Source organism: Serratia sp. 121840015-1 (assembly GCF_053627655.1).
This window is the reverse complement of sequence record NZ_JBSEYF010000001.1, coordinates 1,557,211-1,574,682: the sequence shown is the minus strand read 5'-3', so window position 1 is coordinate 1,574,682 and position 17,472 is coordinate 1,557,211. Positions and strand designations below refer to the sequence as shown.

The 17,472-nt window shown below is 60.8% G+C and carries 18 protein-coding genes; 8 read left to right on the top strand and 10 right to left on the bottom strand.

Annotated elements, in window-relative coordinates; genetic code table 11:
• Positions 1-52 precede the first annotated feature (52 nt).
• The 3 genes from ACUXAC_RS07535 (at position 53) to ACUXAC_RS07525 (ending at position 3,390) form a co-directional block, all read left to right on the top strand.
• Complete coding sequence (locus tag ACUXAC_RS07535) at positions 53-802, top strand: DeoR/GlpR family DNA-binding transcription regulator (protein ID WP_048321547.1); 750 nt, start codon at positions 53-55, stop codon at positions 800-802.
• 12 nt (positions 803-814) lie between these two features.
• Positions 815-1,882 carry an oxidoreductase gene (locus tag ACUXAC_RS07530; RefSeq protein WP_147839976.1) on the top strand — a complete coding sequence of 356 codons (1,068 nt, stop codon included), beginning with the start codon at positions 815-817 and terminating at the stop codon, positions 1,880-1,882.
• A gap of 113 nt (positions 1,883-1,995) precedes the next feature.
• Entirely contained in the window at positions 1,996-3,390 is a 1,395-nt protein-coding gene (locus tag ACUXAC_RS07525; protein ID WP_387441101.1) for an MFS transporter, read from the top strand.
• On the opposite strand, the gene ACUXAC_RS07520 is transcribed toward ACUXAC_RS07525, so the two are convergent.
• The 6 genes from ACUXAC_RS07520 to ACUXAC_RS07495 all read right to left on the bottom strand — a co-directional run bounded on the left by ACUXAC_RS07520 (position 3,375) and on the right by ACUXAC_RS07495 (position 6,692).
• Positions 3,375-3,914: a dihydrofolate reductase family protein gene (locus ACUXAC_RS07520; RefSeq protein WP_180548589.1), complete on the bottom strand. Its 540-nt coding sequence runs from the start codon at positions 3,912-3,914 to the stop codon at positions 3,375-3,377. The two genes, ACUXAC_RS07525 and ACUXAC_RS07520, sit on opposite strands and share 16 nt — an antisense overlap.
• The gene (locus ACUXAC_RS07515; RefSeq protein ID WP_342121306.1) at positions 3,914-4,315 is read right to left on the bottom strand and encodes a VOC family protein; all 402 of its coding nucleotides are present in this window, start codon (positions 4,313-4,315) and stop codon (positions 3,914-3,916) included. The genes ACUXAC_RS07520 and ACUXAC_RS07515 overlap by 1 nt, the downstream gene beginning before the upstream one ends.
• A gap of 144 nt (positions 4,316-4,459) precedes the next feature.
• Entirely contained in the window at positions 4,460-4,654 is a 195-nt protein-coding gene (locus ACUXAC_RS07510; protein WP_038872997.1) for a ribbon-helix-helix domain-containing protein, read from the bottom strand.
• A 79-nt stretch (positions 4,655-4,733) separates the two neighbouring features.
• On the bottom strand, positions 4,734-5,522 hold the full coding sequence (locus ACUXAC_RS07505; RefSeq protein WP_048321552.1) for a spermidine synthase: 789 nt from the start codon (positions 5,520-5,522) through the stop codon (positions 4,734-4,736).
• Between the two features lie 30 nt (positions 5,523-5,552).
• Positions 5,553-6,008, bottom strand: a complete 456-nt coding sequence (fabZ, locus tag ACUXAC_RS07500; protein ID WP_038873003.1) for a 3-hydroxyacyl-ACP dehydratase FabZ — start codon at positions 6,006-6,008, stop codon at positions 5,553-5,555.
• A 189-nt stretch (positions 6,009-6,197) separates the two neighbouring features.
• A complete protein-coding gene (locus ACUXAC_RS07495; protein WP_033648490.1) occupies positions 6,198-6,692 on the bottom strand; it encodes a TIGR00645 family protein in 495 nt (164 codons plus the stop codon).
• A gap of 215 nt (positions 6,693-6,907) precedes the next feature.
• On the opposite strand from ACUXAC_RS07495, the gene ACUXAC_RS07490 reads away from it, so the two are divergent.
• Positions 6,908-7,570, top strand: a complete 663-nt coding sequence (locus tag ACUXAC_RS07490; RefSeq protein WP_048321554.1) for a CPBP family intramembrane glutamic endopeptidase — start codon at positions 6,908-6,910, stop codon at positions 7,568-7,570.
• A 22-nt stretch (positions 7,571-7,592) separates the two neighbouring features.
• Here the strand turns inward: ACUXAC_RS07490 and ACUXAC_RS07485 are convergent, their stop codons facing one another.
• Both ACUXAC_RS07485 and ACUXAC_RS07480 read right to left on the bottom strand, forming a co-directional pair.
• A complete protein-coding gene (locus tag ACUXAC_RS07485; RefSeq protein ID WP_004928553.1) occupies positions 7,593-7,886 on the bottom strand; it encodes a SelT/SelW/SelH family protein in 294 nt (97 codons plus the stop codon).
• A gap of 127 nt (positions 7,887-8,013) precedes the next feature.
• Positions 8,014-9,252 carry an NAD(P)/FAD-dependent oxidoreductase gene (locus ACUXAC_RS07480; RefSeq protein ID WP_060439967.1) on the bottom strand — a complete coding sequence of 413 codons (1,239 nt, stop codon included), beginning with the start codon at positions 9,250-9,252 and terminating at the stop codon, positions 8,014-8,016.
• Between the two features lie 191 nt (positions 9,253-9,443).
• Between ACUXAC_RS07480 and ACUXAC_RS07475 the strand changes: the two genes are divergently transcribed.
• From ACUXAC_RS07475 to adhP, 3 genes are all read left to right on the top strand, one after another.
• On the top strand, positions 9,444-10,229 hold the full coding sequence (locus ACUXAC_RS07475; RefSeq protein ID WP_080440217.1) for a sulfite exporter TauE/SafE family protein: 786 nt from the start codon (positions 9,444-9,446) through the stop codon (positions 10,227-10,229).
• 17 nt (positions 10,230-10,246) lie between these two features.
• On the top strand, positions 10,247-11,536 hold the full coding sequence (gene blh, locus ACUXAC_RS07470; protein ID WP_060418973.1) for a bifunctional sulfur transferase/dioxygenase Blh: 1,290 nt from the start codon (positions 10,247-10,249) through the stop codon (positions 11,534-11,536).
• Between the two features lie 196 nt (positions 11,537-11,732).
• Positions 11,733-12,749: an alcohol dehydrogenase AdhP gene (gene adhP, locus ACUXAC_RS07465; RefSeq protein WP_387441105.1), complete on the top strand. Its 1,017-nt coding sequence runs from the start codon at positions 11,733-11,735 to the stop codon at positions 12,747-12,749.
• Between the two features lie 67 nt (positions 12,750-12,816).
• On the opposite strand, the gene exaC is transcribed toward adhP, so the two are convergent.
• Positions 12,817-14,337, bottom strand: coding sequence for an acetaldehyde dehydrogenase ExaC (exaC, locus tag ACUXAC_RS07460; protein ID WP_102984708.1), 1,521 nt, complete (start codon positions 14,335-14,337; stop codon positions 12,817-12,819).
• A 274-nt stretch (positions 14,338-14,611) separates the two neighbouring features.
• On the opposite strand from exaC, the gene ACUXAC_RS07455 reads away from it, so the two are divergent.
• Positions 14,612-16,390 carry a sigma-54-dependent Fis family transcriptional regulator gene (locus ACUXAC_RS07455; protein WP_387441107.1) on the top strand — a complete coding sequence of 593 codons (1,779 nt, stop codon included), beginning with the start codon at positions 14,612-14,614 and terminating at the stop codon, positions 16,388-16,390.
• Positions 16,391-16,445: 55 nt separating this feature from the next.
• Here ACUXAC_RS07455 and ACUXAC_RS07450 read toward each other — a convergent pair whose 3' ends face one another.
• Positions 16,446-17,363, bottom strand: a complete 918-nt coding sequence (locus ACUXAC_RS07450; RefSeq protein ID WP_102779662.1) for an ABC transporter substrate-binding protein — start codon at positions 17,361-17,363, stop codon at positions 16,446-16,448.
• Between the last annotated feature and the right edge of the window lie 109 nt (positions 17,364-17,472).

Sequence of the window (17,472 nt, the reverse complement as noted above, 5' to 3'; positions counted from 1 at the left end):
GCTGTTTTCTGCTGTATATTGCTGTTTTATGCTTTTATTGCGGAACAAACCCATGCACAAAGCGGCACGACAGCGCCATTTATTGGATTTGCTCAGCGAACGCGGGCAGGCGGCGGTGGCGGAATTGGCCGGCGCCATCGGCGTTTCGGTCGATACCGTGCGCCGCGATCTGGCCGATCTCGAGCGGCAAGGGTTGGCGCAGAAACATCACGGCGGGGCGATCGCGCTCGAACCGTCCGACATGCCGCGCCAGGCGCGTGCGGCGCTGTTGCCGCAGGTCAAGCAGCGGCTCGGTCGCGCGGTGGCCGCGCAGATCCCACCCGGCAGCACCCTGATGCTGGATGCGGGCAGTACGCTGCTGGCGGTGGCGCAGGCGCTGCGTGGGCCGGCCACGGTGATCACCGCTTCACTGGATATCGCACAGTGCCTGAGCGACAGGCCGGAGATCAACCTGATTCTGCTTGGCGGCCAATGGGATGCGCGCCAGCGGCTGTTCGCCGGCGGCGCCACCCTGGCGTTGCTGGCGCGTTACCGCGCGGACATCGCCTTGCTGGGCGCCTGCGCGGTACATGCGCAGCTGGGGCTGAGCGCCGGCGAGGAGGCCGATGCCGAAGTCAAACGTGCCATGCTGGCCAACAGCGGCGAGCGCTGGCTGGTGGCCGACCATATGAAGCTGGATCGCTGCGAACCGCATCACGTTGCGGATCTGGCGCAGATCCAACGGCTGTTTACCGATCGCCCGTGGGACAACCTGGACGAACAATCACTGATTGAACTTTGTGTCGTCGCCGACGACCGCTAGAGGAGAACACTGATGAACGATACCGCACGACCGTTGCAGGTGGCCCTGATTGGCTACGGCTTTGTCGGCAAGGCGTTTCACGCGCCGCTGATTAACGCGGTGCCGGGGCTGGAACTGAGCGTGGTGGCTTCGCGCGATGCCGCCAAGGTGCATGCCGATCTGCCCCACGCGCAGGTGATCGCCGACCCGCTGGAGGCTATCCACCGGCCGGAGGTGGATTTGGTGGTGATTGCTTCGCCGAACGATACCCATGCGCCGCTGGCGCTGGCCGCGTTGGAAGCGGGCAAGCACGTGGTGGTGGATAAGCCCTTTACGCTGGATTTGGCGCAGGCGCGTACGCTGATTGCGGCGGCGGAAAAACACGACCGCCTGCTGTCGGTGTTCCAGAACCGCCGCTGGGACAGCGACTACCTGGGCGTGAAGCAGGTGATCGAACAGGGGCTGATCGGCAAGGTGACGCACTTTGAGTCGCACATCGATCGCTACCGCCCTGAAGTGCGGGTGCGCTGGCGCGAACAGAATCTGCCGGGCAGCGGGCTGTGGTTTGATCTGGGGCCGCACATGGTCGATCAGGCGCTGCAGCTGTTCGGTTTGCCGCACAGCGTGCAGGCCAACATCGCCACGCTGCGCCCCAACGCGGAGGTTAACGACTGGGCCCACGTGGTGCTCAACTACCCGACGCACCGCGTGATCCTGCACGGCAGCATGCTGGTGGCGGGGGGCGTAGCGCGCTTTACCGTGCACGGCGAGAAAGGCAGCGTAGTCAAAGCGCGCGCCGACGGGCAGGAAAGCCAGCTGCTGGCCGGTGTGACGCCGGGCTCGGCGGAGTGGGGCAAAGACGACGACGCGATGAGCCTGTTTATCGGCACGGAGCCGGTGCGCACGCTGCCGACGCCGGATGGCGACCAACGTCAGTATTATGTCCAGGTGCGCGACGCGCTGCGCGGCGCCGGCGCCAACCCGGTTACCGCTGCGCAGGCGCTGGCGGTGATGGCGGTGCTGGAGGCGGCCACCCTGGCGGCGGAAACCGGCGTCACCCAAACCCTGCCGCTCACCGAGGCGGAGATCGCCGCCTGGTAACGGCTCGCGTCAGATAAGGCGTCAGACGCATGGATACAGTGCATGTCGTGCGTCTTCCGCCATCCCAACCCCTGGCATAGGCTAACCCTCAGTCTATGTCAGGAGTGTTTATCATGTTATCCCATCCTACGCCGCAGGGCGTCCGCGGCATACTGGCCGCACTGTCTCTGAGCATGCTGCTGTCATCGCTCGGCATCAGCATCGCCAACGTCGGGCTGCCGGCGCTCGCCACCGCGTTCCATGCTTCGTTCCAGGCGGTACAGTGGGTATTGCTCTGTTATTTGCTGGCCGTCACCACCTGCATCATCGGCATCGGTCGCTTGGGCGACAGCCTTAATCGCCGCCGCCTGCTGCTGGCGGGTATCGCGCTGTTTACCGCCGCTTCGCTGGCTTGTGCGCTGGCCCCGCAGCTTTGGCTGCTGCTGGCGGCGCGCATGGCGCAGGGGCTGGGGGGCGCGGTCATGATGTCGATCGCCATGGCGCTGGCGGGCGAGGCGCTGGGCACGGAAAAAATCGGCCGCGCGATGGGGCTGCTCGGTACCATGTCGGCAGTGGGCACCGCGTTGGGGCCGTCGTTGGGCGGCACGCTGATCGCCGGTTTCGGCTGGCGGGCGATGTTTCTGATCAATCTGCCGCTGGGCCTGCTGGCGCTGTGGCTCGCCTGGCGGTACTTGCCGGAGGGCGCGCGCCCGGCCGCGCGCCAGGAACCGTTCGATCGCGCCGGTACGCTGCTGCTGGGCGGCGCATTGCTCTGCTATTCGCTGGCGATGACCCTGGGGCGCGGCAATTTCGGCGCGCTCAACCTGGCGTTGATGCTGGGGGCCCTGTTGGCGGGGGCGCTGTTCATCGGCGTGGAGCGCCGCGCCGCATCGCCGCTGTTGGCGCCGACGATGTTCCGCCATCCGGCCCTGACGGCGGGGCTGGCGGCCAGCGCGCTGGTGATGACGGTCATGACCGCCACGCTGGTCGTCGGGCCGTTCTATCTGTCACGCGCGCTGGGGTTAAGCGCTGCGCAGGTCGGGCTGGTGATGTCGGCGGGGCCGGCGGTGGCGATCCTGACCGGCATTCCGGCCGGTTATCTGGTGGATCGTTTTGGATCGCAGCGCATCGCACAGCTTGGGCTGGCGGCGGTGGCCGCCGGTGCGGCGTTGCTGTCGCTGTTTAGCCGCGCCGGCGTGCTCGGCTATGTGGCACCCATCGCGCTGCTGACCGCCGGCTATGCGCTGTTTCAGGTGGCCAACAACACCATGCTGATGAAGGATCTGTTTCCTGAACGGCGCGGTTTGATCGCCGGAATGGTGAACCTGGCGCGCAATCTCGGGGCGATCACCGGCGCCTCGGCGATGGGGGCGCTGTTTTATCTGGCCTCGCAGCGGGTGGCGGGAACCGCCGCCGCCGCGGCTTACGGTATGCGTGTGACCTACGGGACGGCGGCGCTGTTGGCGCTGGCGGCGTTGCTCATCGCCTTCGGCGGCCGCCGGCTGATGCTGCGTTACGACGCGCGCTGAACCGCGTAGCGTTCTTGCACGAAGCCGTTGTCCGAGGGAGTGACGGCGAGCAGGCGCAGGCGCTGCTCCGGGCCATCGGTGCCGAACAAGGGAATGCCGCCGCCCAACAACAGCGGCACGCGCGTGATAGTCAGCTCGTCGATCAACCCGGCCTGCAGGAAGCGCTGGACGGTCTGGCCGCCGTCGATATAGAGGTGACGGCAGCCTTGATCGGCCAACTGCGCCACGATGGCCGCCGGTTCGCCAGTCATCCAGCGAACGTGCCCGGTATCTTGTTGTGCGGGCGGCTGCGTCGACAGCACCACCACCGGCAGTTCGCCATAGGGCCACTCGGGAAAGGCGCGAACTTTTTCATAGGTATGACGCCCCATCACCAGCGCGTCGATGTCGGCGATAAACGCCTCATAGCTTAGCCCGTTGAGCAATGAAACCGCGTACTCGGGCCGCAGCAGCCAGTCGATGTCGCCGTCCGCTCCGGCGATGAAGCCGTCCACGCTGGTGGCGATGTAAACCGAGCATTTCATCAGGCGAGATCTCCCCGGTAAACCACATGCACCTTGTTGCCGTCGGGATCGCGCAGGTAAGCACCGAAATAGCCTTTGCCGTAGTGCGCGCGTTCGCCGGGTTCGCCTTCGCTGCTGCCGCCCGCCAGCAGGCCGGCGGCGTAGGCGCGCTTGACCTCCAGCTCATCGGCGGCGAGAAAGGCCAGCATGCTGCCGTTGCCGGCGCTGGCGGGCTGTCTGTCGAGGGGTTGGTAAGCATAGAAACGCGGCAGCGTTTGCCCCGGCATCACCCAGCAGCGGGCGGCGGGGCCGCCGTCCGGCGTCACTTCCCGCCGCTGTAATCCCAGCGGCAACAGAATGGCGTCGTAGAATGCGGCGGCGGCGTCCAGATCGCTGACGCCGACGGTAATATGGCTGAACATGGCGCTTCCTTTCCGAAGAGGGATGAACGCATCAAACAGTAGCAGCGATGCTGCCGAATGGACAGAGCGCAACAGAGGATTCGGATTAGGGACGCGCGCAGGGGGATAGCGCGCTTCATGGTGTGCGGGGCAGCAGGCCGCCGCTCAATTGCTCTCTACGCGCGGGTTGGCGTGAGTCGGCTGGCTGGGATAGTCCACCTGATGCTTATGCAGGTAATCGCGGATCAGCTGGCGCACCACCTGGGAAGGGGTGACGTCCTGCTGCAGGCACAGGTCTTCCAGGGCTTTTTTCTTGTCCGGGTCAATCAGCACCGTTAGCCGCGCCGTTTTCTTTTCCATCAGGATCCTCCAGAGAATGATAACTGAATGATAATACCACGTGGGCGAAGCGGCCAGCCAGACCGCGTCGCCCCCGCCTTTAGCGGAAATGCAGCCGCTCTATTTTGCGCGACAGATAGCCGAGCTCGCAGTTGAACAGTTCGCCGCTGCCGGCGGCCAGATTGCGTAGCGCGCTCAGCGGCAGCGTCACCCGGGCTAGCGTGGCGTAAATAATGACGTTGCCGCTGGGGGCGACGCAAAACAGCACGGTGTTGAATACCCGGTGCAGGCTGTGGTACAGCAGGCTATTTTCGTCGGGCAGATCGTGGTAATTCAGCACCAGCCAGCCCCCGTCGTTCAGCCGCGCGGCGCAGTTTTCCAGGAAGGTCTGGCTGCCTTGCTGCGGATCCATGGCAAACGCCGAATAGAGATCGGAGAAAATCAGATCGTAGCGCGTCTCGGCGGGCGGGCGCACGAAGTCCATGGCATCGGCGGTGCGCAGGCTGATGGTGTCGGTGGCCGGCAGCGTAAAATAACGGCGTGCGATGGCGATCACCGCGGCGCGCAGCTCGACCACGTCCAGGCGCATCGTCGGATCGAGGGCGTGCAGCGCACGCAGTAGGCTGCCGCCGCCCAACCCCAGGATCAACGCCGACGTCGGCGGCTGCCAGGCCACCGCCATCAGCATCGCTTTGATGTAGTTGTGGATCGGCTGCGCGGGGTTGCTGAGGCTCATCTTGCTCTGCTCGCAGATGCCGTCAAACCGCAGCGTGCGGTAGTCCTTGTGATCGGAAACGATGATTTCGCCCCAGGCGTCGGCTTCGCGGGCGATCACCTGGCCGCGCGGAGAGAAATCGAGGGTTCTGAGTAAGCTGTCAACCAGAGACATGGTATTCGCAGGGCTCCTTTGGCAAGCGGCCTATTTACGGGCGCACATGAAATCGGCGGTGCAAATGCGTTGGCCGTCGATGCTGGCACGGCCGGTAAAGCGGGCGATCGCCCCGCGCCGGCGCACAAAGGCGACCTCCATCAGCACCTGATCGCCGGGGCGGGCGGCGCGATAAAAACGCGCCCGCTGGATGGCGGCGAAATAGTAGTGTTCCCCTTCGTTCAGCGCCCCGAGATAGTAATGGGCCAGCAGGCCGGTGCTTTGCGCCAGCGCTTCTACCAACAGCACGCCGGGAAAACCGGCGAAGTGAGCGTGGCCGCTCCAGAACGTCGGCTCATTGGCGGTGATGTTCTTGATGGCGCTCAGCCGCCCTTCGGCAATGCAGGTGCCGGCGGGCAGCACGCGATCGACCAACAGGCAGGGATAGCGATGAGGCAAAATCGCCTGAATATCGTTGAATTGCAGGGGATGACCATTCAATGGCATGGGGGCGCGTGATCCTGTCTGCGGCGAAACCGGTGCGATGGCCGGCGTTCAGTCCATGGTGAGTGTAATAGCATTATAATAAAATTATCATCAGATGTGCCAGATGAAAGACATGATGGCGGAGAAACAGGCGCAGAACGGAGAGTAAGGAGGCACCCGATGCTGGCGATCGGGTGTGGTAGCGCGTGGTTAGTGCTTGGAACGGGTGACCTTGTCCAGATAGCCCATCACGAAAGCGGACAGCACGAAGGTGAGATGGATGATCACATACCACATCAGCTTGTTGTCCGGCACGTTCTTGGCGTCCATAAACACCCGCAGCAGGTGAATGGAAGAGATGGCGACGATGGAGGCGGCGACTTTGTTTTTCAGCGAGGTGGCGTCCATTTTGCCCAGCCAGCTCAGCTTTTCTTTCCCTTCGGTGATATCCAGCTGCGAGACGAAGTTTTCATACCCGGAGAACATCACCATGACCAACAGCCCGCCCACCAGCGCCATGTCGACCAGCGACAGCAGGGTCAGGATCAGATCGGCTTCGGCGATAGAAAAAATATTGGGCAGGACGTGCAGGATCTCCTGAAAAAACTTGATCGACAGGGCGACCAGAGCCAGTGAAAGGCCGACATAAACCGGTGCGAGCAGCCAACGGGAGGCGTACATCGTGTTTTCGAGCAAGCGTTCAATCATAAAATTTTATTAATTACGTGGCTAAAAGAGCGCTCAGTATAACGCAGGAGACCCGGGCGAAATCAACCGCGTGCCAATGGCTTGGAGAAATTTGCGAATGGACGTTCGCTGCGAACGGGTTCATGACAATGATATCGCATGGGGATAAACTGCCGCGGTCTCTTGCCTTGCTACCGTTTCGTCAATCGCTGCTCAAAACTAAGGATGGTTATATGGTCGACAATGCGTTTATCGCGAGAACGCGAGCCGTTAATGGCTGCTTTTCCATGTTTTTGCTGATGTTCCTGATTACATTTATTCCGTTGTTCATTGAGAACAGAGCCGCCTTGATGCGACAAGGGCTATTGCTGCCGTTGCTGTACGGAATGGAATTTGTCGCTATCTTTTCGTTATACCTGCTCTTTTTCCGCCGTAGAGAAGGATTGGGCAAAGGCGAGGTTAAACGCAACGATTTTGCGCTGCTGCTGTTCGCGCTGTTGGTGATTCAGTTTATTTTCCCGCGTTTGATGGGCGTGGAAAAAACGGAAACCTGGGTGACGGAGCAGGTGGCATTGCCCGGCGAGATTTTGGCGCTCAATGCCGCTTTGTTGGTTTTCGTCGTCCCCGTCTATGAAGAGATCGTATTTCGCGGCTGTCTGTTTAACGCACTGATGTATTGGTTTAACGATAAGGTGATTTGGGCCGCGTTAACGGTGTCTGTCATCTTTGCCGTTTTGCATACCCAGTACACCGATTGGCGCACATTGGCAGCCCTGGTGCTCATCTCGCTGGTGTTAACGGCCGCCCGAGTAAGATCCAAAGGGATCTATTTGCCCATTGGGCTGCATATGACCATGAATGGCGTCGTGATGGCGGCCAGCTATGCGTTAAATTGAAGCTGTGCTTGCCGCCGGATGTTCAGTGCCTGGCTTTCTTCCCGTCGCTGTGGCCGAGAGAACGATCGGGGAAGCTGTGATCGCGCAGCCGCTGCTTCAGCTGCGCCGCATCGGGGAAGCCGCCGTCAATTTTGCGATCCCAAATCATCACGCCATCGACGCTGATTTGATAGACCCCGCCGGTGCCCGGCATCAGCGTGACGGAGGCGAGATCGTCGCCGAAGGTATTGAGCAGCTCTTGCGCCATCCAGCCGGCGCGCAGCAGCCAGTTGCATTGTGAACAGTAGTGGATCGTCACTGCGGGGGCATTTTTCATCGATGATCGACCGGTAGTGGTAACGGCTTGCAATCAGCCTGATGGACCTGCAAGCGATGGTGGCTTTGTCTCGCCAAATAGTCAAGCGTCTGCTGCGGCCAGAGCGGCAAGGGGGGCCGAGTGTGCGTCACGGCCGCTTGCTGCCGGCAAACCATTCAACCCCACGCAGCATGCCCGCCCAATAAAACCGGGGTAAAAACCAGGCTTTCAGCCACCAGGCCAGACGGCTGGGCTGGGTTGCGTCGAGCAGGGGAAACGTGGGCAGTAACTTACCGTCATAGCCAAACTCCGCCAGCACAACTTTGCCTTTCTCGACCGTCAACGGACAGGAACCATAGCCATCATAATGGGCCGTGAGAGGCGCGCCATGAATCAGCGCCGCGACGTTTTCCGCCACCACCACCACCTGCTTTCGGGCTGCCGCCAGGGTTTTGGCGTTTGGCGTTGAGCAACAGTCGCCTACCGCAAAAATATCCGGCCAATGCTTATGCTGCAGCGTCAATTTATCCACATCGCACCAGCCGGATCCCTCTGCGAGCCCACTTTGCGAAATAAACGCCGGGGCCGATTGAGGCGGCACCACGTGGAGCATATCGAAGGGCAGGGTTAACTCGCGTTTTCCCTCTTCATTTGTCTCTACGGCAAATGTTGCTTGCCGATTCGGGCCATCAACACGAATTAAATGATGATTGAAATTGACCTTTGCACGGTATTTTTGCAAATACTCGCTCAGCGGGGGGACAAATTGCGGAATGCCGAAAATCGCCGTGCCCGCAAGGCAGAAATTGACGTTAATATTATTCAGGATGCCTTGGCGGCGCCAGTGGTCGCATGAAAGATACAGGGCTTTTTGCGGTGCGCCGGCGCATTTTATGGGTAGTGCCGGTTGAGAAAATATCGCCTGGCCGCCTTTCATTTCCTGAACCAGTTGCCAGGTGTATTCGGCAAGATCAAATCGATAATTAGAGGTGACGCCGTTTAATCCCAGGGTGTCTTCAAGGCCTTCTATTTTATCCCAGCGTAAAACGAGGCCGCACGCAACAATAAGAAAGTCATAGTTTATTTTCTGCCCTTGGCGAGTCTCGATGTATTTTTGACTGGGCTCGACCCTGACAACGCTATCCTGTACCCATGCGGTTCCTGCGGGCAGGACAGCGCGCAGGGAACGCCGTGTTTTATTGATATCAAAGAGCCCGCCGCCCACCAGGGTCCATGCCGGTTGATAATAATGACAGTCGTTAGGTTCCACGACCGTTATATCGATGTCTTTAATTCGCTTCCTTATGCTTGCCGCGATACCTATTCCGGATGAGCCGCCGCCAATAACAACGACGCTTTTCTGGGTATTTATTTTTTCTGGTTTCATGCAGGCCTCCTTTCATAAGAAAGTAGGGGGTTGCTGGCCAGATTAAAAGCGAATTCATAGAACTTGTGGTTATATAAAAATTCACATATTCCATTTTGATATATGTAATAACAAATCGAAATAAGTTATTTGACATTGCCAGTGAACTGATCGTTAATAAATGGCATGAGCATCATTAAGGGATTAGTGCAGTGGATTTTTTCCATTTCAGTTTTTATATCGTGATGCTGTTAGTGGTCACCGGGGGAATTGTGGGATTCCTCCTGGCCCTGACCGGCGGCGGCGGGTCAATCGTCTGCGTGCCGTTATTGCTGTATATGGTGAAAGTGCCGGATACGCATTTGATTATAGGAACCAGCGCCATGTCCGTGGCCATTAACGCGCTGATCAATCTGGCCGCGCACGCTGCCAAAGGCAACGTCAGGTGGCAGACCGGGGTTGTCGTTTCGCTGGTCGCTGTTATGGGCGCTCTGGCGGGATCTCAGATGGGAAAAATCACGGACGGGCACTACTTAACCCTGCCTTTTTCCCTGTTGATGCTGGTTGTCGCCGGATTGACGCTGAAAAGAAATCGCCTTGCCGGCACCCCCTTGCCGTCCCCCCATGCTGCCGTTCATCCCGCCATCGTATGGCCTAGCGTGCTGGCCCTGGGCGGGCTGGCGGGCTTTCTGGGCATCGGCGGCGGATTTTTGGTTGTGCCGGTGCTGGTCTGGTTTTTCCGCTTCTCGATGGTTGAAGCGGTGGCAACCTCACTGGTGGTCGTGGCGGCCATGGGGCTGTCGACCAGCGCCAGCTACGCCATGTCGGGAAAGGTCTCGATCGCGATTACGTGCTGGCTCATCGTCGGCGGCGTCCTGGGGGGCGTGGTGGGGGTGGCGCTCGCCGAGCGCCTGAAAAAACGCGAGGACATTATCAATGTGCTCTATGCCGTCATGCTCCTGGCGCTGGCCCTGTATATGTTATTTAAAAGCCTATGAAACGGAAGGAAAAAAACATGCGCATCCGCACTTACCACCCTCAGCTCTCCTTTTCGGGCGCGCCTGAAGCGAGTGATTTCAAGGCGCTGTCTCAACAGGGCTACCGCCTTATCGTCAATAATCGGCCGGACGAGGAGCCGGGGGAGTATCTTGATCATCAGCAAGAGAAAGCGTTGGCTGAACAAGGGGGGATGCGTTACGTCTATCTCCCTTACACGTTCGATACGCTGACCTGGGAGACCGTTTACACCTTCCAGTTTCTGCTGCGGCAAGGCCGGAAGACCCTGGCGCACTGCAGAAGCGGGGCTCGATCTGCCTGCCTTTCCCTGCTGTATGCGCTGCGCGAAGGTCAGATAGATGAAGCGCAGTTTCGCCGCCAATGCGACGAATACGGCGCGGACGCCGATAAGGCGCTCAGTTGGTATGGCAAGCATCGGTCCGTGCGGGCCACGGCGGAAGTTCACGCGTTTTATGAGCCGGAAAGCGGCAGCCTGCAGTATGTGGTTGCCGATCCCGAGGCGCGCCGCTGTGCGATTATCGACCCGGTGCTGGATTTTGACCGCCGATCGGGCACGGTCTCGCATCAACAGGCCAACGACATTCTGAATTTTATCCATCAACGGGGATGGGGAGTGGCCTGGGTGTTGGATACGCACCCGCACGCCGATCATTTTTCGGCTGCCACCTGGCTGGCGCAGAAAACCGGCGCCTTCACCGGTATCGGTGAAAAAATTACCGCCGTTCAGGGGCTGTGGGAAGAGATCTATAATTTAAAAGACCTGCCTGCGGCCAAGACCGTCTGGGATGTACTGTTCGCGGACGGGGACGTCTTTTTTATCGGTAACCTGCGCGCTGAAGTCTTGCTGTCTCCCGGGCACACGCTGGCGTCCGTCACTTACCACATTGCGGATGCGGCGTTTATCCACGATACGTTCTTCATGCCGGACAGCGGTACCGCAAGGGCCGACTTTCCTGGCGGCAATGCGGAAGCCTTGTGGGACTCATTGCAGCGGATCCTGAGCCTGCCGGCGGATACCCGCCTGTTTACCGGCCATGATTACCGCCCGGCGGGGCGTGAGGCCCGTTGGGAAAGCACCGTGAGAGAGCAGCGCGAGAACAATCCCTGGGTGGTCAACATGGATAAATCCCGGTTCGTTGCGCAAAGAAAACAGCGGGACGCCACGCTGCCGCACCCGGAACTCATGCTGATGGCGCTGCAGGTCAATATTCGCGGCGGCGTTTTGCCTGACTGTGAAGACGATGGGCAACACTATCTGAAAATCCCCGTGAATCGATTTAAGGGCTGAATCAGGTCATGGTGGCGCCAGCGAACAGGCAAATCATTCGCCTGGGATCGCGACGTCTGTTAATTGTTTTTTATGAAATAATCATGCTGATTCATATTTAATTATTTGTTTTTACACAAAACACGCGGCGCTTGCCCTCACCGAATACAGTCACTACATTAACAACTGTACTTCCCATTCTGCTAAGGAAAACACCATGAAAGCTGCCGTAGTGACGAAAAACCATACCGTAGACATTCAGGATAAAGTGCTGCGCCCGCTGAAGCACGGCGAGGCGGCGTTGAAAATGGAGTGTTGCGGGGTGTGCCACACCGATTTGCACGTGAAAAACGGCGATTTCGGCGAGGTGCCGGGCATTACGTTGGGGCATGAGGGCATCGGCGTGGTCTCCGCCGTCGGTGAGGGCGTCACCTCGTTAAAAGTGGGTGACCGCGCCAGCGTCGCCTGGTTTTACCAGGGTTGCGGCCATTGCGAATACTGCGTCAGCGGCAACGAAACCCTGTGCCGTTCGGTGAAAAACGCCGGCTACAGCGTTGACGGCGGCATGGCGGAAGAGTGCATCGTGGTGGCGGACTACGCGGTGAAAGTGCCGGACGGGCTCGATTCTTTTGCCGCCAGCAGCATTACCTGCGCCGGCGTCACCACCTACAAGGCGGTGAAGATTTCCGATATCAAGCCGGGGCAGTGGATCGCCATCTACGGCCTGGGCGGGCTGGGCAACCTGGCGCTGCAGTATGCCAAGAACGTGTTTAACGCCAAGGTGATCGCCATCGACGTCAACGACGGCCAGCTGGAGTTCGCCAAACAGATCGGCGCCGATCTGACCATTAACTCCAAAACGCAAAACGCGGAGGAGCTCATTCAGCAGCAAACCGGCGGCGCTCACGCGGCGGTGGTGACGGCGGTGGCGAAAGCGGCCTTCAACTCGGCGGTGAATGCGGTGCGCGCCGGCGGTAAAGTGGTGGCTGTGGGGCTGCCGCCGGAGAGCATGGATCTGAGCATTCCGCGCCTGGTGCTGGACGGCATTCAGGTGGTGGGCTCGCTGGTGGGCACGCGTGAAGATCTGAAAGAGGCGTTCCAGTTCGCCGCCGAAGGAAAAGTGACGCCGAAAGTGACCAAACGGCCACTGGGCGATATCAACGCCATCTTCGACGAGATGAAGGCGGGCACCATTCGCGGTCGCATGGTGATCGATCTCGGCATGGCGAAATAAATCACGCCATCAACCATGCCAAAGAAGAAGGCCACCTGCGGGTGGCCTTCTTGTTGTTACGCCCGGATCAGAACAGGCCCAGCGGTTTGGCGTCGTAGCTGACCAGCAGGTTTTTCACCTGCTGATAGTGCGACAGCGCCGCCTTGTGGGTTTCGCGCCCGATGCCGGAGTTCTTGTAGCCGCCGAACGCGGCGTGCGCCGGGTACAGGTGGTAGCAGTTGGTCCACACGCGGCCCGCCTTGATGGCGCGCCCCATGCGGTAGGCGCGGTTGATGTCGCGGGTCCACAGCCCGGCGCCCAGACCGAACTCGGTGTCGTTGGCCAGCGCCAAGGCTTCGGCCTCATCCTTGAAGGTGGTGACGCCAATCACCGGCCCGAAGATCTCCTCGCGGAAGAAGCGCATGCTGTTGTTGCCGGTAATCAACGTCGGCTGCAGGTAGAAACCGTTTTGCAATTCATCCCCGTGCTGCGTGCGTTTGCCGCCGGCGAGGATGTCGCCGCCTTCATTCTTGGCGATGTCGATGTAGGACAGGATCTTATCGTATTGCTCCTGTGACGCCTGTGCGCCGAGCATGGTGTCGGTGTCGAAGGGGTCGCCCTGACGGATGGTGGCGATGCGTGCCAGCACTTTCTCCATAAACTGCGGGTAGATGGATTCCTGGATCAATGCGCGTGAAGGGCAGGTGCAGACCTCGCCCTGGTTGAAGAAGCCGAGCACCAGCCCCTCAACCGCCTTGTCGATAAACTCCGGCTCCGCCTGCATGATGTCTTCAAAATAGATGTTCGGCGATTTGCCGCCCAGCTCGACGGTGCTGGGGATGATGTTCTCCGCCGCACAGGCGAGGATATGGCGGCCGACCGGTGTGGAGCCGGTGAACGCGATCTTCTCGATGCGTTTGCTGCGCGCCAGCGCTTCGCCGGCCTCGGCGCCGAAGCCTTGCACCACGTTGAGCACGCCCGGCGGCAGCAGATCGCCGATCTCTTCCATCAGCACGCTGATGCCAAGCGGGGTCTGTTCCGCCGGTTTCAGCACCACGCAGTTACCGCCCGCCAGCGCCGGCGCCAGTTTCCAGGCGGCCATCAGCAGCGGGAAGTTCCACGGAATGATCTGGCCGACTACGCCCAGCGGCTCATAGATATGGTAGGCCACGGTGTTTTGGTCGATCTCCGCCGCGGTGCCTTCCTGCGCGCGCAGGCAGCCGGCGAAGTAGCGGAAATGGTCGACCGCCAGCGGCAGATCGGCATTCAGGGTTTCGCGGATCGGTTTGCCGTTGTCCCAGGTTTCGGTCAGCGCCAGCATCTCCAGCCGCGCTTCGATGCGATCGGCGATCGCCAGCAGCACGTTGGAGCGCTCCTGCACGCTGGTTTTGCCCCAGGCGTCCGCCGCCGCATGCGCCGCGTCGAGCGCCAGCTCGATGTCCTTGGCGTCGGAACGCGGGAATTCGGCGATCGGCTGGCCGGTCACCGGCGAGGTGTTGGTGAAGTAGTTGCCGGATACCGGTTCGACGAATTTGCCGCCAATGTAGTTGCCATAGCGTTTGCGGAACGAAACCAGCGAGCCAGGCAAACCGGGGTGGACATATTTCATGTGAAGCACCTCTCTGCAGATGATAACCGGCGCTATTGCGCTGCGCCTGTGAGTGCGGCATGCCGCCGCAGCAGGAGAAGCACGCCCCGTGCCAGATTGATGAATGGCGAAGATGCTCGTTAAAAGAGCTTATTTATTAGCGTGTTAAAAACGGATATGGCTTAGGGAATCGAGCGGTGCCGCCGCCGGCGATGATTTTTTGTGTCCCGTGTCGCAACGCCTGATACACATCTGTGATACATATTTGCAACACTCGCGAACGGGGGAGAAACGCATGTTGCCTGACGACCGCTTGCCCACTGAGGGCGCCAGTTTGTTGATCCATCCGCTGGCGGAATCCTGGCAGCGCAGCCGGGGCTACGGCCTGGCGCGCGCCGATCAGCACATCTCGTTCATCAAAGCCGGGTTGCTCGAAGAGCGGCGCAGCCGCAACGACTGGGTGCCGCAACGGGTGCAGCCGCTGATCGAGCAGCTGGGCGCGCAAATTACGCGCCAGCCCGCCATTGTGGTCATTGCCGACGCCGACGGGCTGGTGCTGGAAACCCGCGGCAATACCGATTTTCTGCATAAGGCATCGCGCTTTGCGCTGGCGCCGGGCAACCCGTGGGGAGAAGCGGAGCGGGGCACCAACGCCATCGGCACCGCGCTGGCGCTGGGCGCGTTCTGCGAAGTGCGCGGCGACCAGCATTACCTCAACCAAAATGCCGGATTGAACTGCACCGCCGCGCCGATCTACCGGCCGGATGGCCACATTGCCGGGATATTGGATCTTTCCGCCCCCGCGCAGCGGCCGTATCGCGATGCACAGCGCCTGATCATGCAGGCGGTGCGACATATCGAACACCGCTGGGTCAGAAGCGCGATCGCCGATCGTCACTGGACGCTGCGCCTGCACGCCGACGCCGGTAGCTTGGGCAGCGCGCAGGAGCTGCTGCTGGTGTTTCACGACGAAGTGTTGGTCGCCGCCAATCGGCTGGCGATGCTGGAGTTCCAGCTTTCACCGGCCGCATTCGGCTCGGTTGAGTTCGCCCAGCTGTTCCCCGATCTGCTGCGGCAGCCCTACGGCGCACCGCACCAGACGCTGGCCGGCAATCAACGGCATTATTATTCGCTGCTCGAGGCGCCGCAGCGCCGCGTCAGCGCCCTGCGTTCGGTTCCGCCGCCGGCGGAAAGGCATGACGAACAGCATCAGAAGGCGCTGCGCATTCTCAATGCCGGTCTTTCCCTGTGCGTGACCGGCGAAACCGGCTGCGGCAAGGAGCACTTCAGCCGACGCCTGTTTCAAGAGAGCCGCTGGCGCAACGGCAACTTCGTGGCGATCAACTGCGCGGCGCTGCCTGAGCCGCTGATCGAGTCCGAGCTGTTCGGCTATGCCCCGGGTGCGTTTACCGGCGCCAACCCGAAAGGCTATATCGGCAAGATCCGCGAGGCGGACGGCGGCGTGCTGTTCCTCGATGAAATCGGCGACATGCCGGCGGGCCTGCAGACGCGGCTGCTGCGGGTGTTACAGGAAAAAACGGTCACGCCGCTCGGCAGCCGCAGCGCTTATCCGGTCGATTTCGCGTTGGTCTGCGCCACGCACCACGATCTGCATCGGCAGGTACAGGCGGGGGCATTTCGCGAGGATTTGCTGTACCGCATCCAGGAATACAGCCTGCGCATTCCGCCGCTCAGAGAGCGGGCGCAGCTGGAAGCCTTCATTCTGCAGCTGTGGCGAGAGCTGGGCGGCGAGCGGCGCGACATTCGCCTGCTGCCGGAGGCGCTGGCGATGCTGGCGCGCTACCCGTGGCCCGGCAACGTGCGGCAGCTGTTGAGTACGCTCAAGGTGTTGCTGGCGCTGGCGGACGATCATGCGGTGCTCACTCTGGACGATCTGCCGCAGTCCATCGCGGTGCTGGCGCCGCGCCAGGAGAACGCCGATACCGGCCTGGAGGATCTGCAGGCGGCGATCGGTAGGGCGGGCGGCAACCTCAGCCGGGCGGCGAAGGCGCTCGGCGTTTCGCGCAGCACGCTGTACCGCAAGCTGGGAAGGCAGAAAGCGGCGGCGGAATGAAACATCATGATTGACCATCAATAGCCGGCCCCTCGATGCGGGGCCGGTTCACGCCTTAGTCTCCCAGTCCCGGCGGGTTAATCTCGGAATGGGCGATCTTCTCGTCGCTCTCCGCCCAGCGATCCAGCACCTGCAGATAGCTGCCGTTGGCGATGGCGCCGTTGAGCGATGCCTGCACCGCGTCCACCAGGCCGTTGCCTTTCTTCAGCGTGACGGCGATGTTGGCGGTTTTCGGCCAGCCGCCGGGCACGATGCCTACCAGCCGGGTTTTGCCGGTCAGCCGAGCCTGGTAAGCGCCGGAGACGTTGGGCCCGAAGGTGGCGTCGGCGCGGCCGGACTGAATGGCCAGCGTGGAGGCGGCCTTGTCGGTGACGTACACCGGCTGCAGCGGCGCCAGCCCCTTGGCGCGGTTCTCCTTGTCCCAGGCCAGCAGCACCGCTTCCTGGTTGGTGCCGGAATCGACGATGATCTTTTTACCGGCGATATCCGGCGCGGTGTTGATCTGGGTGATCTTGCTGTCGGATTTGACGTAGAAGCCCAGCGTATCCTGGCGATAGGTGGCGAAATCGAATTTGGTCTTGCGTTCGTTGGTCACGGTGATGTTGTAAACCGCGGCGTCATATTTGCCGGAGGCCACCCCCAGCGGCCAGTCTTCCCACGAGGTGGGCACCAGCTTGAGTTTCAACCCCAAACCGTCGGCCACCAGGCGCGCGATGTCCGCCTCGCTGCCGATCACCGTTTTGTTGTCGCGGGCGTACAGGCCGAACGGCGGGCCGCTGCCCAGCAGGGAAATGGCCACCGTCAGCGTGCCGGGCTCCACGAACTTGAAACCGGCGGGGATTTTGGCGACCGCCTCGGCGTTCTTCACCGTATGGATCGGCGTTTCGTTGGCGACGATGTCCACCCCTGGCGCGGCCGCGGCGGAAAAGCTCAGCAACGCCGCCATCACTATCATCTTTTTGCTATCTATCATTATGTTAATTACCTTCATTATTAGGATTGTCACAGGGTCGTTGCACTATCTCTGAAGGCTAAAGGTCTGTGAACGAACAAAATCAACTATCCAATCTTGGAAAAGTCAT

Bases quoted from the DNA above. Each gene is read 5' to 3' on its own strand.
- ACUXAC_RS07535 (WP_048321547.1), top strand. From the start codon at position 53: ATGCACAAAGCGGCACGACAGCGCCATTTATTGGATTTGCTCAGCGAA.
- ACUXAC_RS07530 (WP_147839976.1), top strand. From the start codon at position 815: ATGAACGATACCGCACGACCGTTGCAGGTGGCCCTGATTGGCTACGGC.
- ACUXAC_RS07525 (WP_387441101.1), top strand. From the start codon at position 1,996: ATGTTATCCCATCCTACGCCGCAGGGCGTCCGCGGCATACTGGCCGCA.
- ACUXAC_RS07520 (WP_180548589.1), bottom strand. From the start codon at position 3,914: ATGAAATGCTCGGTTTACATCGCCACCAGCGTGGACGGCTTCATCGCC.
- ACUXAC_RS07515 (WP_342121306.1), bottom strand. From the start codon at position 4,315: ATGTTCAGCCATATTACCGTCGGCGTCAGCGATCTGGACGCCGCCGCC.
- ACUXAC_RS07510 (WP_038872997.1), bottom strand. From the start codon at position 4,654: ATGGAAAAGAAAACGGCGCGGCTAACGGTGCTGATTGACCCGGACAAG.
- ACUXAC_RS07505 (WP_048321552.1), bottom strand. From the start codon at position 5,522: ATGTCTCTGGTTGACAGCTTACTCAGAACCCTCGATTTCTCTCCGCGC.
- fabZ (WP_038873003.1), bottom strand. From the start codon at position 6,008: ATGCCATTGAATGGTCATCCCCTGCAATTCAACGATATTCAGGCGATT.
- ACUXAC_RS07490 (WP_048321554.1), top strand. From the start codon at position 6,908: ATGGTCGACAATGCGTTTATCGCGAGAACGCGAGCCGTTAATGGCTGC.
- ACUXAC_RS07485 (WP_004928553.1), bottom strand. From the start codon at position 7,886: ATGAAAAATGCCCCCGCAGTGACGATCCACTACTGTTCACAATGCAAC.
- ACUXAC_RS07480 (WP_060439967.1), bottom strand. From the start codon at position 9,252: ATGAAACCAGAAAAAATAAATACCCAGAAAAGCGTCGTTGTTATTGGC.
- blh (WP_060418973.1), top strand. From the start codon at position 10,247: ATGCGCATCCGCACTTACCACCCTCAGCTCTCCTTTTCGGGCGCGCCT.
- adhP (WP_387441105.1), top strand. From the start codon at position 11,733: ATGAAAGCTGCCGTAGTGACGAAAAACCATACCGTAGACATTCAGGAT.
- exaC (WP_102984708.1), bottom strand. From the start codon at position 14,337: ATGAAATATGTCCACCCCGGTTTGCCTGGCTCGCTGGTTTCGTTCCGC.
- ACUXAC_RS07455 (WP_387441107.1), top strand. From the start codon at position 14,612: ATGTTGCCTGACGACCGCTTGCCCACTGAGGGCGCCAGTTTGTTGATC.
- ACUXAC_RS07450 (WP_102779662.1), bottom strand. From the start codon at position 17,363: ATGATAGATAGCAAAAAGATGATAGTGATGGCGGCGTTGCTGAGCTTT.